We start from the raw sequence: 19,867 nt of genomic DNA, 5'->3' as shown, positions 1-19,867 counted from the left end.
GGTACGGGCCGCGGGCCGACCTCAGTCCAGATACCCCCTGAGCTGGTCCGCGTAGGCGTGGTCGCGGAGTTTGTTGAGGGTCTTGGACTCGATCTGGCGGATGCGTTCGCGGGTGACGCCGAAGAGCCGGCCTATCTCCTCCAGGGTGCGGGGGCGGCCGTCGTCGAGGCCGTAGCGGAGCTGGACGACCTTGCGTTCGCGTTCGCCCAGGGTGGAGAGGACGTCCTCCAGGTGGCGGCGCAGGAGGAGGAAGGCGGCGGACTCGACCGGGGAGGCGGCGTCGCCGTCCTCGATGAGGTCGCCGAGGGCGACGTCCTCCTCCTCGCCGACGGGGGTGTGCAGGGAGACCGGCTCCTGGGCGAGGCGGAGGACCTCCCCGATGCGCTCGGGGGGCAGGTCCAGGTGCGCGGCGACCTCTTCGGCGGTGGGTTCGTAGCCGCGTTCCTGGAGCATGCGGCGCTGGACGCGGATGACCCGGTTGATGAGTTCGACGACGTGGACGGGGACGCGGATGGTGCGGGCCTGGTCGGCGAGGGCCCGGGACATGGCCTGGCGGATCCACCAGGTGGCGTACGTGGAGAACTTGTAGCCGCGCGCGTAGTCGAACTTCTCGACGGCCCGGATGAGGCCGAGGTTGCCCTCCTGGACCAGGTCGAGCATGGTCAGGCCCCGGCCCACGTACCGCTTGGCGACGGAGACGACGAGGCGCAGGTTGGCCTCGATGAGCCTGCGCTTCGCGATCCTGCCGAGGACGACGAGGCGGTCCAGGTCGCTCGCGAGGCGGGTGTCCGGGTCCGGGGTGCCGGCCAGTTTCTCCTCGGCGAAGAGGCCGGCCTCGACGCGGCGGGCCAGTTCGACCTCCTCCTCGGCGGTGAGGAGGGGGATGCGGCCGATCTCGCGCAGGTACTGGCGGAAGAGGTCGGAGGAGGGACCGTTGCCGCCGGGGTCCGGGCGGCTCCGCCGGGGCGGGACGGCCGCGGGCTCCTCCGCGTCTTCCACGTTTTCGCCGGACGCTGCCCGGTCCTGCTGGTCCTGCTGGTCCTGCTGGTCCTGCGGCACGGTCTGGGTCTGCACGGCGGGCGACCTCCAGGAGGAGCGGAACGGCACCGTCGTCCAGTGTGGGGTACGACACATCGCCGCCACGAGGGGCGTGCGGTGACTTTTTGAGTCCGCCGGGTGACCGTGCGTCAGAGCGCGGCGGCGCCGTTGTTCCGCAGGGACTGCCCGTACTGGGTGAGCACCCACAGCTCGTTCTGCACGGCCGCGACCTTCTCCGGGTCGCCGTTCGGGCCGAGGCGGGCCAGGGCGCCCTGGACGTCGCGGATGCGGCGGTCGACGGCGCGCAGGCGGACGGTGACGAGCTGGTCGCCGGCGTAGGCCTCGTCGACCGTCTTGGCGAAGATCGTCTCGACGGCGAGTTCGGTGACGAGGGCCCGGACGGTGTCGTTCGGGGCGGCCGCGCGGACCGCGTCGAGGTAGTCGGGGGGGGCGCCGGTGGCGCCGCCCGCGTCCTGGACGCACTGGCGCACGGCCGCGTAGGGCGGGGCGGTGAACTCGTCGACGCCGTAGGCGTCGAAGGCCGGGGAGACCAGCTCGGGCCGCTGGAGGGCGAGCTTGAGGAGTTCGCGCTCGGTGCGGTGGGCGGGGCTGCGCAGGTTGAGGGCCGGGCCGGGCTGTGCCGCGGGGGCCTGGATCTGCGGCATCTCGCGGCGTGGCCGGTCGTCGGTGCGGCCCCGGCCGCCGCGGTCGCGCTGCCAGTGGGCGATCTGGCTGACCCGGTGCACGACGAACCGCTCGTCCATGATCCCGAGCATGCCGGCGAGCTGGACGGCGACGCCGTGCCGCACGGCCAGGTTCTTGAGCTTGGCGACGATCGGGGCGGCCTCGTCCAGGGCGGCGGCCCGGCCCGCCGGGGTCTCCAGGTCGTAGCGCCGCACGATCTGGCGGAGGGCGAACTCGAAGAGCGGGGTGCGGGGTTCGACCAGGTCGGCGACGGCCTCGTCGCCCTTGGCGAGCCGCAGGTCACAGGGGTCCATGCCCTCGGGGGCGACCGCGATGTACGTCTCGGCGGCGAACTTCTGGTCGTCCTCGAAGGCGCGCAGGGCGGCCTTCTGGCCGGCGGCGTCGCCGTCGAAGGTGAAAATGACGCGGGCCGAGCCGTTGTCCATGAGGAGGCGGCGGAGGATCTTGACGTGGTCGCCGCCGAAGGCGGTGCCGCAGGTGGCGATGGCGGTGGTGACCCCGGCGAGGTGGCAGGCCATGACGTCGGTGTAGCCCTCGACGACGACGGCCCGGCTGCTCTTGGCGATCTCCTTCTTGGCGAGGTCGATGCCGTAGAGGACCTGCGACTTCTTGTAGACCGGGGTCTCGGGGGTGTTGAGGTACTTGGGGCCGTTGTCGTCGTCGCGGAGCTTGCGCGCGCCGAAGCCGACGATCTCGCCGCCGACGTCCTTGATCGGCCACATGAGCCGGCCGCGGAAGCGGTCGATGGGGCCGCGGCGGCCGTCCTGGGAGAGCCCGGAGAGGATCAGCTCCTTGTCGGAGAAGCCCTTGCCGCGCAGGAAGCGGGTGAGGTGGTCCCAGCCGGCCGGGGAGTAGCCGACGCCGAAGTGCTCGGCGGCGGCCTGGTCGAAGCCGCGCTCGGCGAGGAACTTCCGGCCGATCTCGGCCTCGGCGGAGCCGAGCTGCTCGGCGTAGTAGCGGGCGGCGACCTGGTGGGCCTCGATCAGGCGGATGCGTTCGCCGCGCTGGTGGCCGGGGTTGTAGCCGCCCTCCTCGTACCGCAGCGTGATGCCCGCCTTGGCGGCGAGGCGCTCGACCGTCTCCGAGAAGGAGAGGTGGTCGATCTTCATCACGAAGGCGATGGTGTCGCCGCCCTCCTGGCAGCCGAAGCAGTGGAAGAGTCCCTTGCTCGGGCTGACCTGGAAGGAGGGCGACTTCTCGTCGTGGAAGGGGCAGAGCCCCTTGAGGTTCCCGCCGCCCGCGTTGCGCAGCTGGAGGTATTCGGACACGACGGCGTCGATCGGGACCGCGTCCCGTACCGCCTTCACGTCGTCGTCGTTGATCCTGCCTGCCACGCGTGAAGTCTACGGGGAGACGGGGGTGATCAGATCAGGCCGTCCAGGGGTGCGGAGGGGTCCGCGAGGGCCTCGGGGTCCACCGGCATCCGGGAGCGGACGAGGTTCTGGATCGGCTCTGTGACGTCCCACACGTTCACGTTCATCCCGGCGAGGACGCGCCCCTCCTTGAGCCAGAAGGCGATGAACTCGCGCTTGCCGGTGTCGCCGCGGACCACGACCTGGTCGTACGAGCCGGGGGGCGCCCAGCCCGAGTACTCCATGCCCAGGTCGTACTGGTCGGTGAAGAAGTAGGGCACGCGGTCGTACGAGACGGGCTTGCCGAGCATGGCGCGGGCGGCGGCGGGGCCGCCGTCGAGGGCGTTGGCCCAGTGCTCGACGCGCAGCCGGGTGCGCAGGAGCGGGTGGTGGGCGGCGGCCACGTCGCCGGCGGCGAAGATGTCGGGGTCGGAGGTGCGCAGGGACTCGTCGACGGCGACGCCGCCGCCGTCGGCCCGGTCGACGAGGGCGAGTCCGGAGTTCTCGGCGAGGGCGGTGCGGGGGGCGGCGCCGATCGCGGCGAGGACGGCGTGCGCCGGGTGCTCCTCGCCGTCGTCGGTGCGGACGGCGAGGACCAGGCCGTCCTGGCCGACGATCTCGGTGAGCCGGGCGCCGAAGTGGAAGCGGACGCCGTGGTCGCTGTGGAGGTCGGCGAAGAGCTGGCCGAGCTCGGGGCCGAGGACCCGGTGCAGCGGGGTGGGGTCGGCCTCGACGACGGTGACCTCGGCGCCGTAGCCGCGGGCGGCGGCGGCGACCTCCAGGCCGATCCAGCCGCCGCCGGCGATCACCAGGTGTCCGTTGTCCCGGCCGAGGCCGGCGAGGACCTGGCGGAGCCGGTCGGCGTGGGCGAGCCGGCGCAGGTGGTGGACGCCGGTGAGGTCGGTGCCGGGGACGTCGAGGCGGCGGGGCTCGGAGCCGGTGGCCAGGAGCAGCTTGTCGTAGCGGATGACGGTGCCGTCGCCGAGGCGGACCGTGCGGGCCTCGCGGTCGATCGCGGTGACGGCCTGCCCGAGGTGCAGCTCGACGTCGTTCGCCGCGTACCAGGCGGGCTCGTGGACGAGGGTGCTGTCGCGCTCCTTCGCCCCGGTGAGGTAGCCCTTGGAGAGGGGTGGGCGCTCGTAGGGGTGGTCGCGTTCGTCGCCGATGAGGATCACCCGGCCGTTGAACCCCTCGGCGCGCAGGGTCTCCGCGGCCTTGGCCCCTGCCAGGCCCCCGCCGACGATGACAAAGGTCTGATCTGCGTCGACCACGTCGTTTCCTCCTCGTTGCGACCGGTTCCAACCTACGCCCCCGGGCGTTCTTCGGGCCGTACCGCCCCGGGGCCGCATGCGAGCGTCCCGCACGGAGGGGGACGGCGGAAGGGGGCCGGGGCGCGGCCCCGGCCATGATCCGCCGGACAGGCCCTAGATGCGCGGCTGGTGGAAGCGGGCGTGGAGGGCGCGGGCGGAGGCGTCGGTGAGGGAGGCGATCTGGTCGACGACCACGCGCTTGCGGGCCCGGTCGTCGGGGGCCCTGTCGTACGCGGCGCGGAACTGCGGTTCGAGGCCGTCGGGGGCGCGGGCGACGAGCGCCTCGGCGAGTTCGGCGACGACGATCCGCTGGTCGGCGCGGAGGGCCTCCTGCTCGGCGCGCTGCATCACGTACCGGTCGGCGACGGCCTTGAGGACGGCGCATTCGTTGCGCGTGGAGCGGGGGACGACGAGCTCGGCGGCGTACCGTGTGAGGCGGCCGGATCCTCCCCCAGTGCCTGAACGGCCTGGGCGGTGCCCCCATGCCTGCCGGGTGGCGCCCTCGGCGGCGAGGCAGAAGCGGCCGATGAGCTGGCTGGTGGCGTCCTTGAGGCGGGCCTGGGCGACGGCCGAGCCGTCGTAGCCGTGCGGCCACCACTCCTGGTCGACGAGCCGGTCCAGGGCCTCGGCCAGCTCCTGCGGGTCGGTGTCCCCGGGTACGTAGCGGCCGATCGCGACCTGCCAGATGTCGGCGCGCTCGGGCTCGGCGAGGAGGAGGTTGGGGTCGATGTGCCCGGCGTGCAGGCCGTCCTCGAAGTCGTGGACCGAGTAGGCCACGTCGTCGGACCAGTCCATGACCTGGGCCTCGAAGCACTTGCGGTGGGCGGGGGCGCCCTGCCGGACCCACTCGAAGACGGGCAGGTCGTCCTCGTACACGCCGAACTTGGGCGAGCCGGGGTCCTGGGGGTGGCCGCCGCGCCCCCACGGGTACTTGGTGGCGGCGTCGAGGGCGGCGCGGGTGAGGTTGAGGCCGACGCTGACGAGCTCGCCGTCGGCGTCCTTGACGAAGCGCTTGGGCTCGATGCGGGTGAGGAGGCGGAGCGACTGGGCGTTGCCCTCGAAGCCGCCGCAGTCCTCGGCGACGTCGTTGAGCGCCTGTTCGCCGTTGTGCCCGAAGGGCGGGTGGCCCATGTCGTGGGAGAGGCAGGCGGCCTCGACGAGGTCGGGGTCGCAGCCGAGGGCGGCGCCGAGTTCGCGGCCGACCTGGGCGCACTCCAGGGAGTGGGTGAGCCGGGTGCGGGGACTGGCGTCCCAGGCGTGGCTGCGGGTGCCGGGGGTGACGACCTGGGTCTTGCCGGCGAGGCGGCGGAGCGCGGCGGAGTGCAGCACGCGGGCGCGGTCGCGCTGGAAGGCGGTGCGGCCCGGCTGCTTGTCGGGCTCGGGGTCCCAGCGCTCGGTCGCGGCGGGGTCGTATCCGGGGATCTCGGGGGTGTCGGTGCTGTCCTTGGTGTCCTTGATGCCTTCCATGTCCCCGAAGGTAACCGGAGGGGCCGACAGAAGCCCTCAGACGGCGGCGAGTTCCCGCCCGCGAGCGGCGGCGAGGGCGCGGTCGTGGCGGTGGAGGACCAGGCGGGCGAGGGCCGGATGGGCGCCGAGCGGCGCGGCGGCGATCCAGGGGGCGTGGGCGGCGGCGCGGGCGGCGAAGAGGCCGGGGGCGGTGAAGCAGGAGGCGACCGCGACCCGGTGGCGGCCCCGGGCGGCGAGGGCGGCGACGGCCTCGGGGACGGTGGGCGCGGCGGCGGAGGCGTACGCGGGGACGACGGGCACGCCGAGGCGCTCGCCGAGGAGGGCGGCGATGCGGCGGGTCTCGGCGCCGGACCGGGGGTCGCGGGAGCCGGCGGCGGCGAGGACGACGCCGGTGGTGCGCCGGTCGTGCGCGCCGGGGTGCTCATCGGGGTGCTCGTCGGGGTGCTCGTCGGGGTGCTCGTCGGGGTGCTCGTCGGGGTGCTCGTCGGGGTGCTCGTCGGGGTGCTCGTCGGGACGTCCGTCGAGGTGCTCGTCGGGACGTCCGTCGGGGGTCCAGCCCGCTTCGGCGAGGCGGCCGGCGAGGGCCTCGGCGAGGAGGGGGTGGGCGCCGAGGGGCGCGGCGACGCGGGCCCGGAGGCCGGGCACGGCGGCGACGGCGGCGGGCAGGTCGTGGGTGACGTGGTGGCCGGGGGCGAAGAGGAGGGGGACGAGGACCGCCTCCCGGCCCTCGGCGGCGAGGCCGGCGAGGGTCTCGTCGAGGAGGGGGGCGTTCAGCTCGATGTGGGCGAGGCGCACGTCGAGCCCGGGACGGAGCGCGCGGACCCGGTCGAGGAGCCGGAGGAGGGTGGCGCGGGCGCGGGGGTCGCGGCTGCCGTGCCCGACGGCCACGAGGGTCGCCGGACGGCGACCGGCGGTGGGGGCGGTGCGGTGGTGCGCGGGAGCGGTGCGGTGGTGCATGGCGGGTGTACCTCCTCGTCGGACTTCCCCTGCGGGAGGCCGTACGGACGCACCCGGCCGGATTCCTCCGGCGGGCGGCCACGGGGCGGGGGCGCGGTGCCCGACGTCGTCGGCGGGCGGAGACCGGACGGGAACGTCCGCGCCTGCGGCGGGTCGGTGCCGGGCGAGGGCGTCCGGGTCTCCGGTGCCCGTACTCCCGGCGCCCGTACTCCCGGCGCCCGTACCCCCGGCGCCCGAGCCCCCGCGCGGCGGGCACCGTGCGGACGCACCTCGCCGAGCCGGTTCCCGAGCCGCTCGGTGATCCTGGTGAGCAGTTCGGCGGTGGTGTCGAACGCGCTGTCCGGCTCCGTCATGGACCGATCCTGGCGGGGGCGCGTTGCCCGCTCGTTGCGCCGGGGTCACGGTTGTTTGCCGGGGCCTCACCGTCGCCGTGCGCGCCCTGTCAGGTCGTTTCCGGGCGCCACGCGTACCGGACGTCCGGCTCGCGTTCCTCGTTGCGCGAGCCGTCGGTGTGCTCGGCGGCGACGAAGCCGTGCCGTTCGTAGAAGCGCCGTGCCGGGGCGTTGACCTGGAACGTCCAGAGCTCCAGGCCGGCCGGGCTGCGCCGCTTGGCCAGGTCCACGAGCCGCTCGCCGACGCCCCGGCCGCGCCACGGCGGGTCGACGTAGAGCTGGTCGAGCTCCTCGCCGTCCAGGACCATCACGGCGACGGCCGAGCCCCCGGCCGTCGCCACCCAGGTCTCCCGGTGGGGGACGAGCAGTTCCCGGAACCAGGCCCTGACCTGGTCGTCCGTGTGCGCCCGGCGCACGTCCGGGAGCGCCGCCGCGTAGGAGCGCAGCCAGACCTCGGCCGCCGCTCCGGCGTCGGAGCCGACCGCGCGGCGGACGACGAGGTCGTCGGTCTTCGTGTCCTTCATGATCCGGATCGTACGGAGGCCGCGCCCCTCTCCTCCCCTCTTTTTTCCTTCCGAATCACGGAATATCTTTTCCACCATGAGAATGTCCCCCGCGTCGCTCCCCCGACGCGCCGCCGCCGAGTTCATCGGCACCGCCGCCCTCGTCGCCGTCGTCGTCGGCTCCGGCATCCGCGCCGACTCCCTCAGCCAGGACACCGGCGTCCGGCTGCTGGCCAACGCCTCCGCCTCCGCGCTCGGCCTCGGGCTGCTCATCGCCCTCATCGGTCCGCTCTCCGGCGCCCACTTCAACCCCGTCGTGACGCTCTCCGAGTGGTGGTCCCGGCGCCCCGAGCGGGGAGGGCGCGAGGCCCTCGCCTACATCGGCGCCCAGCTCGCGGGGGCCGTCGCGGGCGCCCTGCTCGCCGAGGCGATGTTCGGCCGGACGCCCGGCGCCTGGGCCACCGAGCCCCGCGCCGCGCTCCACCTGCTGCTCGGCGAGGCCGTCGCCACCGCCGGGCTCGTCCTGGTCGTGCAGGGCCTGCGGCGCATCGGCCGCCCCGCCCTCGCCCCGGTCGCCGTGGCCGGCTACATCGGCGCGGCGATCTGGTTCACCTCCTCCGGCTCCTTCGCCAATCCGGCGGCCACCGTCGGACGTTCCCTCTCCGACTCCTTCACCGGGATCGCCCCCGCCTCGGTGCCCGCCTTCGCCGGCGCGCAGCTCCTCGGGATGCTGTGCGGCCTGGTCCTGGCCGGTGTGCTCTACGGCACGGACCGGGCTCCGGGTGAACCGAACCCGGCCGAGGCGCGTCGGACGGGGTGACAGCAGACCGCTCCTCTGGAGGTTTCCGCATGCCGGCACGGTTCACCCGGTGGCTCCCCCGCACCGTCAGGGGCCGCCGCCGCGCCGTCCAGGCCGTGATGGCGGGCGCCGTCCTCGCCCTCCTGCCCGCCACCTGGATGCACACGGCCGCCGCCGGGAAGCTCCGCACCACCGCCGACGTGCCCGCCCGGGACGTCGCCGTCGTCTTCGGCGCCGGACTGTGGAAGGGCCGCCCCACCCCGTACCTCGCGCACCGGCTCGACACCGCCGCCGAGCTGTACCGCACGGGCAAGGTGCGGGTCCTCCTCGTCACCGGCGACAACAGCCGGACCGCGTACGACGAGCCCAGCGCCATGCGCGCGTACCTCACCGGGCGCGGGGTGCCGGACGGACGGATCGTCAGCGACTACGCGGGCTTCGACACCTGGGACTCCTGCGTCCGGGCCAGGAAGGTCTTCGGCGTCGACCGGGCCGTCCTCGTCACCCAGGACTTCCACGTCAAGCGGGCCGTCGCGCTGTGCGGCCGGGCGGGCGTCGACGCGTACGGGGTCGGGGTCGCCGAACCCCACGACCGCACCTGGTACTACGGCACCACCCGGGAGGTCCTCGCGGCGGGCAAGGCGGCCCTCGACGCCGGCCTGCGGCCCGATCCCCGCTTCCTCGGCCCGGAGGAGGAGGGCGTCACGGAGGCCCTCGCGTCACCCCGGGGGCGGTGAGGCCGGAAGGACCTCCACCCGCGGGCGGTGGGACCGGACGGACCCTCACTCGGGCGGTGGGGCCGGACGGACCCCCCGACCCGCGCGGTGGGGCCGGACGGACCCTCACCCTCCGCCGCCCGCCCGGCGGAGGGCATGGCACCGCGCCCGTAATACGCCGCGCCGCCCCGCGTAACACGCCCGGCCCACCCTGGCGGCATGTCCGACGCCACCGCCGTCCCCACCCACTGCCCCTACTGCGCCCTCCAGTGCGGGATGTCGCTGCGCCCCACCGGCGCCCCCGAGCTGCCCGCCGAGGTGGTCGAGCGGACCGACTTCCCCGTCAACCGGGGCGCGCTGTGCGGCAAGGGCCGCACCGCCCCCGCCGTGCTCTCCTCCCGGGTCCGGCTCACCGAGCCCCTGGTCCGGAACCCCGACACGGGGGCCCTGGCGCCCGCGTCCTGGGAGGAGGCGCTCGCCGCCGTCGCCGACGGGCTGCGCCGGACCCGCGCCGACCACGGCCCCGATGCCGTGGGGGTCTTCGGCGGCGGCGGCCTCACCAACGAGAAGGCGTACTCCCTGGGCAAGTTCGCCCGGGTCGTCCTCGGCACCTCGCAGATCGACTACAACGGACGCTTCTGCATGTCGTCGGCCGCCGCCGCGCACCAGCGGGCCTTCGGCCTCGACCGGGGGCTCCCCTTCCCCCTGGAGGACGTCCCCCGGACCGGGTGCGTGATCCTCGTCGGGTCCAACCTCGCCGAGACCATGCCGCCCGCCCTGCGCTACCTCACGGAGTTGAAGGAGAACGGCGGGAAGCTGATCGTCGTCGACCCGCGCCGCACCCGCACCGCCGAGCAGGCCGACCTGCACCTGGCCCCGCGCCCCGGCACCGACCTCGCGCTCGCCCTCGGCCTGCTGCACCTGGTGGTCGCCGAGGGACGGGTCGACGAGGAGTTCGTACGGGAGCGGACCGGCGGCTGGGAGGCCGCCCGCGCCGGGGCCATGTCCCACTGGCCCGAGCAGGTCGAGCGGATCACCGGGGTCCCCGTGCCGCTGCTGCGCGAGGCGGTCGCGATGTTCTGCGACGCCGACGGCGGCATGGTGCTGACCGCACGCGGCCCCGAGCAGCAGTCCAAGGGCACCGACACCGTCGGCGCCTGGATCAACCTGTGCCTGGCCACCGGCCGGGCGGGCAGGCCGCTGAGCGGGTACGGCTGCCTCACCGGCCAGGGCAACGGCCAGGGCGGCCGCGAGCACGGCCAGAAGGCCGACCAGCTCCCCGGCTACCGCAAGCTCGACGACCCGGCCGCACGCGCGCACGTGGCCGGGGTGTGGGGCGTCGCGCCCGAATCGCTGCCGGGGCCGGGGCGGAGCGCGTACGAGCTCCTCGACGCGCTCGGCGGGGACGTGCGGGCCCTGCTCCTCATGGGCTCCAACCCGGTGGTCTCCGCGCCGCGCGCCGCGCACGTCGAGGAGCGGCTGCGGTCGCTCGACTTCCTCGCCGTCGCGGACGTGGTCCTCTCCGAGACCGCCGCGCTCGCCGACGTCGTCCTGCCCGTCACCCAGTGGGCCGAGGAGACCGGGACCATGACCAACCTGGAGGGGCGCGTCCTGCTGCGCCGCCGGGCGCTCGACCCGCCCGCCGGGGTGCGCAGCGACCTGGAGGTGCTGCACGGGCTCGCGGAGCTCCTCGGGGACGGGAGCGGGATCGAGAAGGGCTTCCCCGTCGACCCCGAGGAGGTCTTCGAGGAGCTGCGGCGCGCCTCGGCCGGCGGGCCCGCCGACTACTCGGGCATCGACTACCGGCGCGTCGAGGAGGAGCGGGGCGTGTTCTGGCCGTGCCCCGCGGCCCCGGACGGCGCCGCTCCGCACCCGGGGACGCCCCGGCTGTTCCTGGACCGGTTCGCGACGGCCGACGGGCGGGCCCGGTTCGTGCCGGTGACGCACCGGGCGGCGGCCGAGGAGACGGACGCCGAGTACCCGGTCGTCCTGACCACGGGCCGGGTGGTGTCCCAGTACCAGTCGGGCGCGCAGACCCGGCGGGTCGAGGAGCTGAACGCGGCGGCGCCCGGCCCCTTCGTGGAGCTGCACCCGAGGCTGGCCGAGCGGATCGGGGTGGCCGAGGGCGAGCGGATCGCGGTGGTCTCGCGGCGCGGCCGGGCCGTCGCACCGGCCCGGATCACCGCGTCGATCCGGCCCGACACCGTCTTCATGCCGTTCCACTGGGCGGGCGAGGGCCGGGCCAACACGCTGGTGAACCCGGCGCTCGACCCGGTCTCCCGCATGCCGGAGTTCAAGGTGTGCGCGGTGCGCCTGGAGCGCGCCTGAGGCCGGCCCCGAACGCGCGGTGCGCCGGGAGCGCCGCTACGAGCGGTCGAACCAGTCGCCGCTCTCGATCACCGGGCCCAGGGGCGCGTCCGGCGCCGCCAGGAACACCCAGGCCGGGACCCGTGCCCCGTCCCGTACCCGGACGACGTCCTTCGCCACCCGCTCGTAGCCGACGGGCAGTTCGAGGCGGTCGAGCAGGCCGAACAGCTCGCCGTAGGCGCCGGGCGCGGGCGTGAGCAGGGTGCCGACCACCCGGCCCTTCTCCGCCGGGACGACGTACGGGTAGCCGGGCCCGTCGTGCAGCACCGCGCCGTCGAGGACGGCGTCGGCCTCGGTGCCGATCCGGCCGGCGAGGAACCGGTCGTGGTTGTACGCGCCCGGGCGGAGCGTCCCGTACACGAAGAACGGCAGCTCGTCGGAGACCACCGGGCCCTCGACCGCCGGGTCCGGCGAGGTCTCCCGCTCGACCCAGCGGGCGTACCCCTCGCTCACCCGGGTGACCCGGGTGGCGAGGATCTCGGGCGTCTCGTAGTCGTGGGCGGCGAGGAGGTGCGCCTCCAGGGCGGGGTAGCGGGCCTCCGTGGTCTTGAGGGCCACCTCCCACTCCTCGGTGCTCTCGATCGCGCCCCGCCAGTGGTAGACGGAGGTGAGGGGCCCCGAGACCTGCGCGCAGGCGGCGAGCCGGGCCTCGACGGCGCCGCGCGCCAGGGCGTCGGCCTTGGCGCGCGCGTCGGTGGTGGTGCGGACGGTGACGATCACGTCCCCACCGTACGGGCGAACTGGGCCGCGTGCAGCCGGGCGTAGGCCCCTCCGGCGGCGAGCAGATCCTCGTGGGTGCCCTGCTCGGCGATCGCGCCGCGCTCCATCACCAGGATGGTGTCGGCGTCGCGGATCGTGGAGAGCCGGTGGGCCACGACGAAGCTGGTGCGGCCCGCGCGCAGCGAGGACATGGCCCGCTGCACGAGGAGTTCGGTGCGGGTGTCGACGAAACTGGTGGCCTCGTCGAGGACGAGGATCACCGGGTCGGAGAGGAAGGCGCGGGCGAGGGTGACGAGCTGCTTCTCGCCGGCGCTGAGACCGCCGCCGTCCTCGTCGAGGACGGTGTCGTAGCCGTCGGGCAGGGTGCGGACGAACCGGTCGGCGTGGGCGGCCCGCGCCGCCGCGACGATCCGCTCCCGGGAGACCTCGCCGGGGACCCCGTAGGCGATGTTCTCGGCGATGGTGCCGCCGAAGAGCCAGGTGTCCTGGAGGACCATGCCGGTGCCGGAGCGCAGCTCCTCCCGGGTCATCGCGGCCGTGTCGACGCCGTCGAGGGTGATCCGGCCGCCGGTCGGCTCGTGGAAGCGCATGAGCAGGTTGACCAGGGTCGTCTTGCCGGCGCCCGTGGGGCCGACGACGGCGACGGTCCGGCCGGGCTCGACGGTCAGGGAGAGGTCCTCGATCAGCGGCCGGTCGGGGTCGTGGCGGAAGGAGACCCCCTCGAAGGCGACCCGGCCGCGCAGCGGTTCGGGCCGCAGGGGCTCGGCCGGGTCGGGGGTCTCCTCCTCGGCGTCGAGGAGGTCGAAGACCCGCTCGGCGGAGGCCACCCCGGACTGGAGCAGGTTGGCCATGGCGGCGACCTGGGTGACGGGGCCGTTGAACTCGTACGAGTACTGGACGAAGGCCTGCACGTCCCCGACGGTGAGGGTGCCGGTGGCCACCCGGAGTCCGCCGATCACGGCGACGGCCACGTAGTTCAGATTGCCGACGAAGGTCAGGGCGGGCTGGATGAAGCCGGAGACGAACTGGGCGCGGAAGCTCGCCCGGTACAGCTCCTCGCCCAGTTCGTCGAAGCGGCGCACGGCCTCCTCGCGCCGTCCGAAGGCGACGACCTCGGCGTGGCCGGTGACCATCTCCTCGACGTGGCCGCCGAGCCGGCCCGTGACCGCCCACTGCTTCACGAACTGCGACTGGGCGCGCCGTCCGACGAAGGCGGCGACGGCGAGGGAGACGGGGACGGTGGCGAGGGCGACGAGGGCGAGCAGCGGGGAGATCCAGAACATCGTCGCGAGGACGCCGACCAGGGTGAGCAGGGCGCGCACCATCTGGCTGAAGGCCTGCTGGAGGGTCTGGGTGATGTTGTCGATGTCGTTGGTGGTGCGGGAGAGGACCTCGCCGCGCGGCTGCCGGTCCAGGTGGGAGAGGGGCAGCCGGGCCAGCTTGTGCTGGGCCTGCTCCCGCAGGCGGTGGCCGGCGCGCTGGACGACGGCGGTGGCGATCCGCTGCTGGATCCAGATGAAGACGGACGAGCCGAGGACGACGGCGGCGGAGAGGGCGAGGACCCGGCCGACGGCGGCGAAGTCGACCCCGGCGGGGCGGGTGACGCCGGTGACGACGAGGTCGGTGGCGCGGCCGAGGAGGAGGGGGCCGAGGACGGAGAGGGCGACCCCGGCGGCGCCGGCGGCGAGGAGGGCGAGCAGCCGGGCCCGGTCGGGGGCGAGGGTGCGCAGGAGGCGCAGGCCGGAGGCGCGGAAGGAGAGGGAGCGTTCGAGGGAGGGGACGGCGGGGCCGGGGCCGCGCTGGGGCGGGGGGCCGGTGCGGGCGGGAGCCCTGCCCTCGGAGTTCCGGGAGTTCCGGGAGTCCCGGGGGCCCTGGGCGCTGCGGGGCGTCGTGGTCGTGCTCACGCGGCCTCCTCCTCGGTGAGCTGGGAGAGGACGATCTCCCGGTAGGTGGGGTCGTCCCGCAGGAGGGACGTGTGGGTGCCGGCGGCGACGACCCGGCCCCGGTCGAGGACGACGATCCGGTCGGCGTGGCGGACGGTGGAGATCCGCTGGGCGACGACCACCACGGTGGAGCCGGCCGTCTCCTCGGCGAGCGCGGCCCGCAGCCGGGCGTCGGTCCCGGGGTCGAGGGCGGAGAAGGAGTCGTCGAAGAGGTAGAGACGGGGCCGGGCGGTGAGGACGCGGGCGATGGCGAGCCGCTGGCGCTGGCCGCCGGAGAAGTTGGCGCCGCCCTGGGAGACGGGCGCGTCGAGCCCCTCGTCGAGTTCCCGGACGAAGTCGGCGGCCTGGGCGGTCTCCAGGGCGTGCCACAGCTCCTCGTCGGTCGCGTCGGGCTTCCCGTAGCGGAGGTTGGAGGCGATCGTGCCCGAGAAGAGGTACGGCTTCTGGGGGACGAGCCCGACGGTCCTGGCCATGAGGGCGGGGTCGAGGGTGCGGACGTCGGCGCCGTCGACGAGGACCCGGCCCTCGGTGGCGTCGAAGAGGCGGGGCACGAGCCCGAGGAGGGTCGACTTGCCGCTGCCGGTGGAGCCGACGATCGCGGTGGTCTCGCCGGGCCGGGCGACGAGCCCGACGCCGTGCAGGACGGGTTCCTCCGCGCCGGGGTAGCGGAAGCCGACGCCGTCGAGTTCGAGCCGTCCGGGGCCGTGGAGTTCACGGACCGGGTGCTCGGGCGGGCGGACGGAGGAGCGGGTGGCGAGGACCTCGCGGACGCGTTCGGCGCCGGCCTCGGCGCGCGGCATGTGCATCAGGAGGAAGAGGGCCATCATCACGGACATGGAGGTCTGGAGGAGGTAGCCGAGGAAGGCGACGAGCCCGCCGGGCTGGAGCGCGCCGGCTTCGATGCGGTGGGCGCCGACGTACACCAGGGCGACGGTGGTCAGCTCCCAGACCACCAGGACCGTGGGGAACATGAGGGCCTGTAAGCGGCCGGCCCGCAGGCCGAAGGCGAACAGCTCGTCGTTGGCGGCGGCGAACCGCTCCCGCTCGTGCCGGTCGCGGACGAAGGCGCGGACGACCCGGACGCCGGTGATCTGTTCGCGCAGGATCCGGTTGGTCCGGTCGACGCGGAGCTGCATGCCCCGGAAGAGGGGCCGCAGGCGCAGCACGACGCCGCCGACGGCCCCGGTCATCACGGGCACGAAGAGGACGAGGACGAGGGCGAGCGGCACGTCCTGGCGCAGGGCCATGGCGATGCCGCCGGCGCACAGGAGCGGGGCGGCGACCAGCATCGTCAGGACGAGGACGGTGAACGTCTGGATCTGCTGGACGTCGTTGGTGGTGCGGGTGACGAGGGAGGCGGCGCCGAAGCGGCCCCGCTCCCGGGCGGAGAACTCCTGCACGCGGCGGAAGACCTCGGAGCGCAGGTCGCGGGCGACGCCCATGGCGACGCGGGCGCCGACGTAGGTGGCGGCGGCCGCCGCCGTGACCTGGAGGAGGGTGACGGCGGCCATCGTGGCGCCGCCGGAGAGGACCCGGCCGGTGTCCCCGCGCAGGACGCCCCGGTCGATGACGCCGGCGTTGAGGGCGGGCAGGGTGAGGGAGGACAGGGTCTGGACGAGCTGGAGGGCGACGAGGAGGACGAGGAGGGTCCGGTAGGGCCGGAGGCGGGGGAGGATCAGCCGGAACAGCACGGTGCCGCCTCCTCACGCGCCGTACGGGCGGACGGACTTGGCGTCCCTGAGCGCGTGGCCCCACCAGGCGAGCTGGTCGAGGAGGGTCTTGGCCGCGCCCTCGGCGCCGGCCGGGTCCTTGTGCCGCCCGTCCTCGTCGAACTGGCCGTGGGGGTGGTGGAAGGAGACGGTGTCCCGGACGGTGACGGCGTGCAGCTCGGCGAAGACCTGGCGGAGCTGCTCGACGGCCCGCAGGCCGCCGGAGACCCCGCCGTAGGAGACGAAGCCGACGGGCTTGGCCTGCCATTCGGTGTAGTGCCGGTCGATCAGGTTCTTGAGGGAGGCGGGGAAGGAGTGGTTGTACTCGGGGGTGAGGACGACGAAGGCGTCGGCGGCTCCGAGGGCCGGGGTGACCTCGGCGAGTTCGGCGCGGACGGCCGGGGAGGGGTCGTACGAGAGGGAGGTGGGGAGCTCGACCTCTGCGAGGTCGACGACCGTGACGGCGAAGTCCTCGCGCCCGGCGAGGCGGGAGAGGAACCAGTCGGCGAGGACGGGGGCGAAGCGGCCTTCGCGGTCGCTGGCGACGACGAGGGCGAGGGAGAGGGGCGCGGGAGGGGCGGAGGGGGCGGAGGAAGCGGAGGAAGCGGGGGAAACGGCGGGCTGCGTGGAGTTCGTGAGGTCCATGCGGATGATCGTGGTACCTCAAGTTTGGTTGAGGTCAAGCGGTTCCCCGGGCCGTACGGAGAGGGCCTTGCGGAGACGGCGCGACGGCACGGCCTACGGTGGGGGCATGACGCCCCCTCCCGTCTCCCCCGCCGACGACCGCGTCCACGTCGAGGCCGACGGCGTCCCGGCGGCCGATCCGGAGCTGCTCGGCACCCTGATGAGCGGTTACGGCCACTTCACGGCGATGCAGGTGCGGGACGGGCGCGCGAAGGGGCTCGGACTGCACCTCGAACGGCTCGACCGCTCGACCCGCGAGCTCTTCGGCCGGGGCCTGGACGGCGGACGGGTCCGGGGCCTGGTCGCGGGGGCCCTGGGGGCCGCCGGACGGCGGGACGCCTCGGTCAGGGTGTACGTGTACGAGGGGGCCCGCACGGTCGTGACCGTCCGCGCCCCGGCCCCGGACGGCCCCGGCGCCCCGCAGCGCCTGACGAGCGTGGCGTACGAGCGCCCGGCCGCGCACCTCAAGCACCTGGGCGGCTTCGGGCAGCGGTACCACGGCGAGGCGGCCCGGCGCGCGGGGTACGACGAGGCCCTGCTGACCTCCCCGTCCGGCGAGGTCGCCGAGGGCGCGGTCACCAACATCGCCTTCTGGGACGGGACTTCGCTGGTCTGGCCGTCGGCGCCCTGCCTGCACGGCGTCACCATGGCCCTCCTGGAACCGCTCCTGGGGTCGGTCCGGCGGCCGGTCCTCCTGGCCGACCTGCCCCGCTACCGGGCCGCCTTCGTGACGAACTCGCGGACGATCGCGCCCGTGACGGCGGTCGACGGGACGGCGTTCGCGGTGGACGGGGAGCTGATGGGGCGGGTGCGCGCGGCGTACGCGAGCGTGCCGCCGGAAGAGGTCCGTCCCTGAGGAGGCCTCGGTCACCCGTTCGGCGCGGATCGCGACCCGGCGCGTCGAAAACGGCTCCGACCTGCGGAAACGTCCGGAATCCAGGCGGCGCGCCGTATCGAATGGCCTCATCCTGACGCCCCCTCAGGAGGCGGCGGGCGCGCGGCGGAACTTATCTCGGTCACAGAAGGTCCGGCTCCGGGACGTCCCTCCCGGGAGGACCGTCCCGGCATGACCGTACGCGCGCTCCGGAGGACCCCCATGCGCACCACTGCCCGTCTGTTCACCGGTACCGCGCTGACGGTCGCCGCGCTCGGGGCGTTCGCCGCCCCGGCGGCGCACGCCGGCGAGGAGTGGAACGAGACCGAGGGGCGGCACGAGACCCTAGAGGTCTACCCGTCGTCCGCGGCTCCCGGCACCACGGTCACCGTCAACACCCTCGCCTGCGGCAAGAACGGGCACGGCGTCGGCGACGCGAACGCGCTCGGCGCGGGCGACTTCCACCTGAAGCCGAGCACGCACAAGGAGATCGTGGTCGGGCAGTTCGTCGTGCCCGAGCACGCCAGGGCCGACACGTACGGCATCAGCGTGGCCTGCGACAACGGCAAGACGGCCCGGGGCGACCTGACCGTCACGCACCGGCGTCCCAGCGGTCACGTCCAGACGGGCGTCGGGGGCAGCGTCGGCCCCGACACCACCCAGGTCGCGGCGGGCGCGGCTGTGCTGGCCGCGGCCGCCGTCGGCGGTGCCTGGCTCCTGCGCCGCCGGGCGAGCGGCGCGCGGGGGCACTGAGACACCGCCCGTTCCTGCCCCCGCCGCGCGCCCCCACGGGCCCGGCGGGGGCAGGACCACATCCGGACGCGTCCAGACACACCCGGGCACACCCGGGCAACGCCCCTCAGCAGACGAAGGGACCGCAGGTGAGCAACAGGAGCAAGGGCTGGGGCGTGGCGGTGGCCGCCTGCCTGGGCATCTGGCTCGTCCAGAACGGCGCGGAGACCGTCACCCCGCCCGTGCCGTCCGCCGCCCAGGCCTTCGCCGCCGGGCCGAGCGTCCACACCGACGCCGCCGCCGACCCGCTGCCGCCCTCGGCGCCCGTACGGCTGCGCATCCCCGAGACCGACGTGGACGCCCCGATGACACGGCTCGGCCTGGCGGCGGACGGCTCGCTCGACGTGCCGCCGGCGAAGGACCGGAACCTGGCGGGCTGGTACGGGGGCGGGACCGCGCCCGGCGCCAAGGGCACCGCGATCGTCGCGGGCCACGTCGACAACGCGGACGGACCCGCCGTCTTCTACACCCTCGGCGCGCTGAAGAAGGGCCACCGGATCGAGGTGGACCGGGAGGACGGGCGCACCGCCGTGTTCACGGTCGACGCGGTCGAGGTGTACGAGAACGACGCCTTCCCGGACGACAAGGTGTACGACGAGGCGGACCGGGCCGAGATCCGGGTCATCACCTGCGGCGGCGGCTTCTCGAAGAAGAACGGCTACCAGGGGAACGTGGTCGCCTTCGGGCACCTCATCGGGGTCAGGGAGCCCACCTCCTGACGGCTCGCGCCCGCCGCACCCGGCTCACGCCCACTGGTCGAAGGCGAGCTTCGCGACCAGCGAGAAGACGACCACGAGCAGCACCCCGCGCACGAACTCCGTGCCCCTGCTCAGCGCCATCCGCGCGCCGACCGTCCCGCCCACCAGGTTGAAGGCGGCCATGACGGCGGCGAGCTGCCAGTAGACGCTGCCCTGGAGGGCGAAGGTCACGAGGGCGCCCGCGTTGGTGCAGACGTTGACGATCTTGGCGGTGGCGGAGGCGGTCACCAGGTCGAGGTGGAGGACGGCGGTCAGGGCGAGGACCAGGAAGGTGCCGGTGCCCGGCCCGAACAGGCCGTCGTAGAAGCCGATCCCGCCGCCGACGAGGACGATCGCGGTGACGAGCCGGGCCCGGGTGAGCTTCGCCCGCTCCTCCCCCTCGGGCCGCGCGCCGAAGGAGGGGCGCAGCATCACGAAGAGCGCCACCGCGACGAGCACCGCCATCAGCAGCGGGCGGATGACGTCCCGGCTGATCGCCGACACGAAGAGCGCCCCGGCCGTGGAGCCGGCGAGGGCCGCGAGCCCGACCCGTACCGCCGTCCAGACCTGGACGGGCGCCCTGCGGACGTAGGTGACGGCGGCCCCGGTGGTGCCGACGATCGCGACCGCCTTGTTGGTCCCGAGGACGTAGGGGTGCGGGACGTGCGGGAGCCCGAGCAGCAGGGCGGGCAGCAGGAGCAGCCCGCCGCCGCCCACCACCGCGTCGATCCAGCCCGCCAGGAGCGCGGCGAGGCAGAGCAGGACGAGGACGGTCAGCGATATCTCGGGCATGGCCGTGAGC

The 19,867-nt window shown here is 74.7% G+C and carries 17 protein-coding genes; 6 read left to right on the top strand and 11 right to left on the bottom strand.

Annotated features, from left to right (window positions below; all coding sequences use genetic code 11):
* Positions 1 to 21 precede the first annotated feature (21 nt).
* From ACIP5O_RS06155 to ACIP5O_RS06130, 6 genes are all read right to left on the bottom strand, one after another.
* Positions 22 to 1,074, bottom strand: coding sequence for an RNA polymerase sigma factor (locus tag ACIP5O_RS06155; protein ID WP_401289133.1), 1,053 nt, complete (start codon positions 1,072 to 1,074; stop codon positions 22 to 24).
* Positions 1,075 to 1,187: 113 nt separating this feature from the next.
* Complete coding sequence (gene dnaG / locus ACIP5O_RS06150) at positions 1,188 to 3,077, bottom strand: DNA primase (RefSeq protein WP_401289130.1); 1,890 nt, start codon at positions 3,075 to 3,077, stop codon at positions 1,188 to 1,190.
* 29 nt (positions 3,078 to 3,106) lie between these two features.
* Positions 3,107 to 4,366 (bottom strand): NAD(P)/FAD-dependent oxidoreductase, encoded by a 1,260-nt coding sequence (locus tag ACIP5O_RS06145; protein ID WP_401289128.1) that lies wholly within the window; start codon positions 4,364 to 4,366, stop codon positions 3,107 to 3,109.
* Positions 4,367 to 4,519: 153 nt separating this feature from the next.
* Positions 4,520 to 5,872, bottom strand: a complete 1,353-nt coding sequence (locus tag ACIP5O_RS06140; protein WP_401289125.1) for a deoxyguanosinetriphosphate triphosphohydrolase — start codon at positions 5,870 to 5,872, stop codon at positions 4,520 to 4,522.
* Positions 5,873 to 5,908: 36 nt separating this feature from the next.
* Positions 5,909 to 6,829, bottom strand: a complete 921-nt coding sequence (locus ACIP5O_RS06135; RefSeq protein ID WP_401289122.1) for a sirohydrochlorin chelatase — start codon at positions 6,827 to 6,829, stop codon at positions 5,909 to 5,911.
* Positions 6,830 to 7,271: 442 nt separating this feature from the next.
* Entirely contained in the window at positions 7,272 to 7,745 is a 474-nt protein-coding gene (locus tag ACIP5O_RS06130; RefSeq protein WP_401289120.1) for a GNAT family N-acetyltransferase, read from the bottom strand.
* Between the two features lie 76 nt (positions 7,746 to 7,821).
* Here ACIP5O_RS06130 and ACIP5O_RS06125 point away from each other — a divergent pair, with 76 nt between their 5' ends.
* From ACIP5O_RS06125 to ACIP5O_RS06115, 3 genes are all read left to right on the top strand, one after another.
* Entirely contained in the window at positions 7,822 to 8,544 is a 723-nt protein-coding gene (locus tag ACIP5O_RS06125; RefSeq protein WP_401289117.1) for an aquaporin, read from the top strand.
* A 29-nt stretch (positions 8,545 to 8,573) separates the two neighbouring features.
* Complete coding sequence (locus ACIP5O_RS06120; RefSeq protein WP_401289115.1) at positions 8,574 to 9,260, top strand: vancomycin high temperature exclusion protein; 687 nt, start codon at positions 8,574 to 8,576, stop codon at positions 9,258 to 9,260.
* Between the two features lie 198 nt (positions 9,261 to 9,458).
* Positions 9,459 to 11,567 carry a molybdopterin oxidoreductase family protein gene (locus ACIP5O_RS06115; RefSeq protein ID WP_401289113.1) on the top strand — a complete coding sequence of 703 codons (2,109 nt, stop codon included), beginning with the start codon at positions 9,459 to 9,461 and terminating at the stop codon, positions 11,565 to 11,567.
* Between the two features lie 36 nt (positions 11,568 to 11,603).
* On the opposite strand, the gene cutA is transcribed toward ACIP5O_RS06115, so the two are convergent.
* From cutA to ACIP5O_RS06095, 4 genes are read right to left on the bottom strand one after another with little or no spacing between them, the layout of a single operon-like run.
* Positions 11,604 to 12,326, bottom strand: a complete 723-nt coding sequence (gene cutA / locus ACIP5O_RS06110; RefSeq protein ID WP_401289111.1) for a divalent cation tolerance protein CutA — start codon at positions 12,324 to 12,326, stop codon at positions 11,604 to 11,606.
* Positions 12,323 to 14,230, bottom strand: coding sequence for an ABC transporter ATP-binding protein (locus tag ACIP5O_RS06105; RefSeq protein WP_401289108.1), 1,908 nt, complete (start codon positions 14,228 to 14,230; stop codon positions 12,323 to 12,325). Before ACIP5O_RS06105 ends, cutA begins: the two co-directional genes overlap by 4 nt.
* A complete protein-coding gene (locus tag ACIP5O_RS06100; RefSeq protein WP_401289105.1) occupies positions 14,227 to 15,960 on the bottom strand; it encodes an ABC transporter ATP-binding protein in 1,734 nt (577 codons plus the stop codon). The genes ACIP5O_RS06105 and ACIP5O_RS06100 overlap by 4 nt, the downstream gene beginning before the upstream one ends.
* Positions 15,961 to 15,972: 12 nt before the next feature.
* Positions 15,973 to 16,623 (bottom strand): NADPH-dependent FMN reductase, encoded by a 651-nt coding sequence (locus tag ACIP5O_RS06095; RefSeq protein WP_401289102.1) that lies wholly within the window; start codon positions 16,621 to 16,623, stop codon positions 15,973 to 15,975.
* A gap of 106 nt (positions 16,624 to 16,729) precedes the next feature.
* Here ACIP5O_RS06095 and ACIP5O_RS06090 point away from each other — a divergent pair, with 106 nt between their 5' ends.
* From ACIP5O_RS06090 to ACIP5O_RS06080, 3 genes are all read left to right on the top strand, one after another.
* The gene (locus ACIP5O_RS06090) at positions 16,730 to 17,518 is read left to right on the top strand and encodes an aminotransferase class IV (protein ID WP_401289100.1); all 789 of its coding nucleotides are present in this window, start codon (positions 16,730 to 16,732) and stop codon (positions 17,516 to 17,518) included.
* Positions 17,519 to 17,758: 240 nt separating this feature from the next.
* On the top strand, positions 17,759 to 18,289 hold the full coding sequence (locus tag ACIP5O_RS06085; protein WP_401289097.1) for a hypothetical protein: 531 nt from the start codon (positions 17,759 to 17,761) through the stop codon (positions 18,287 to 18,289).
* Between the two features lie 128 nt (positions 18,290 to 18,417).
* On the top strand, positions 18,418 to 19,047 hold the full coding sequence (locus tag ACIP5O_RS06080; RefSeq protein ID WP_401289095.1) for a class F sortase: 630 nt from the start codon (positions 18,418 to 18,420) through the stop codon (positions 19,045 to 19,047).
* A gap of 24 nt (positions 19,048 to 19,071) precedes the next feature.
* Here the strand turns inward: ACIP5O_RS06080 and ACIP5O_RS06075 are convergent, their stop codons facing one another.
* The gene (locus tag ACIP5O_RS06075) at positions 19,072 to 19,857 is read right to left on the bottom strand and encodes a TSUP family transporter (protein ID WP_356544666.1); all 786 of its coding nucleotides are present in this window, start codon (positions 19,855 to 19,857) and stop codon (positions 19,072 to 19,074) included.
* Positions 19,858 to 19,867 lie beyond the last annotated feature (10 nt).

Source organism: Streptomyces sp. NPDC088915 (assembly GCF_044749825.1).
Classification (GTDB): domain Bacteria; phylum Actinomycetota; class Actinomycetes; order Streptomycetales; family Streptomycetaceae; genus Streptomyces.
Note: the sequence above shows the minus strand (reverse complement) of the source record. Positions and strands in the feature narration are given on the sequence as shown.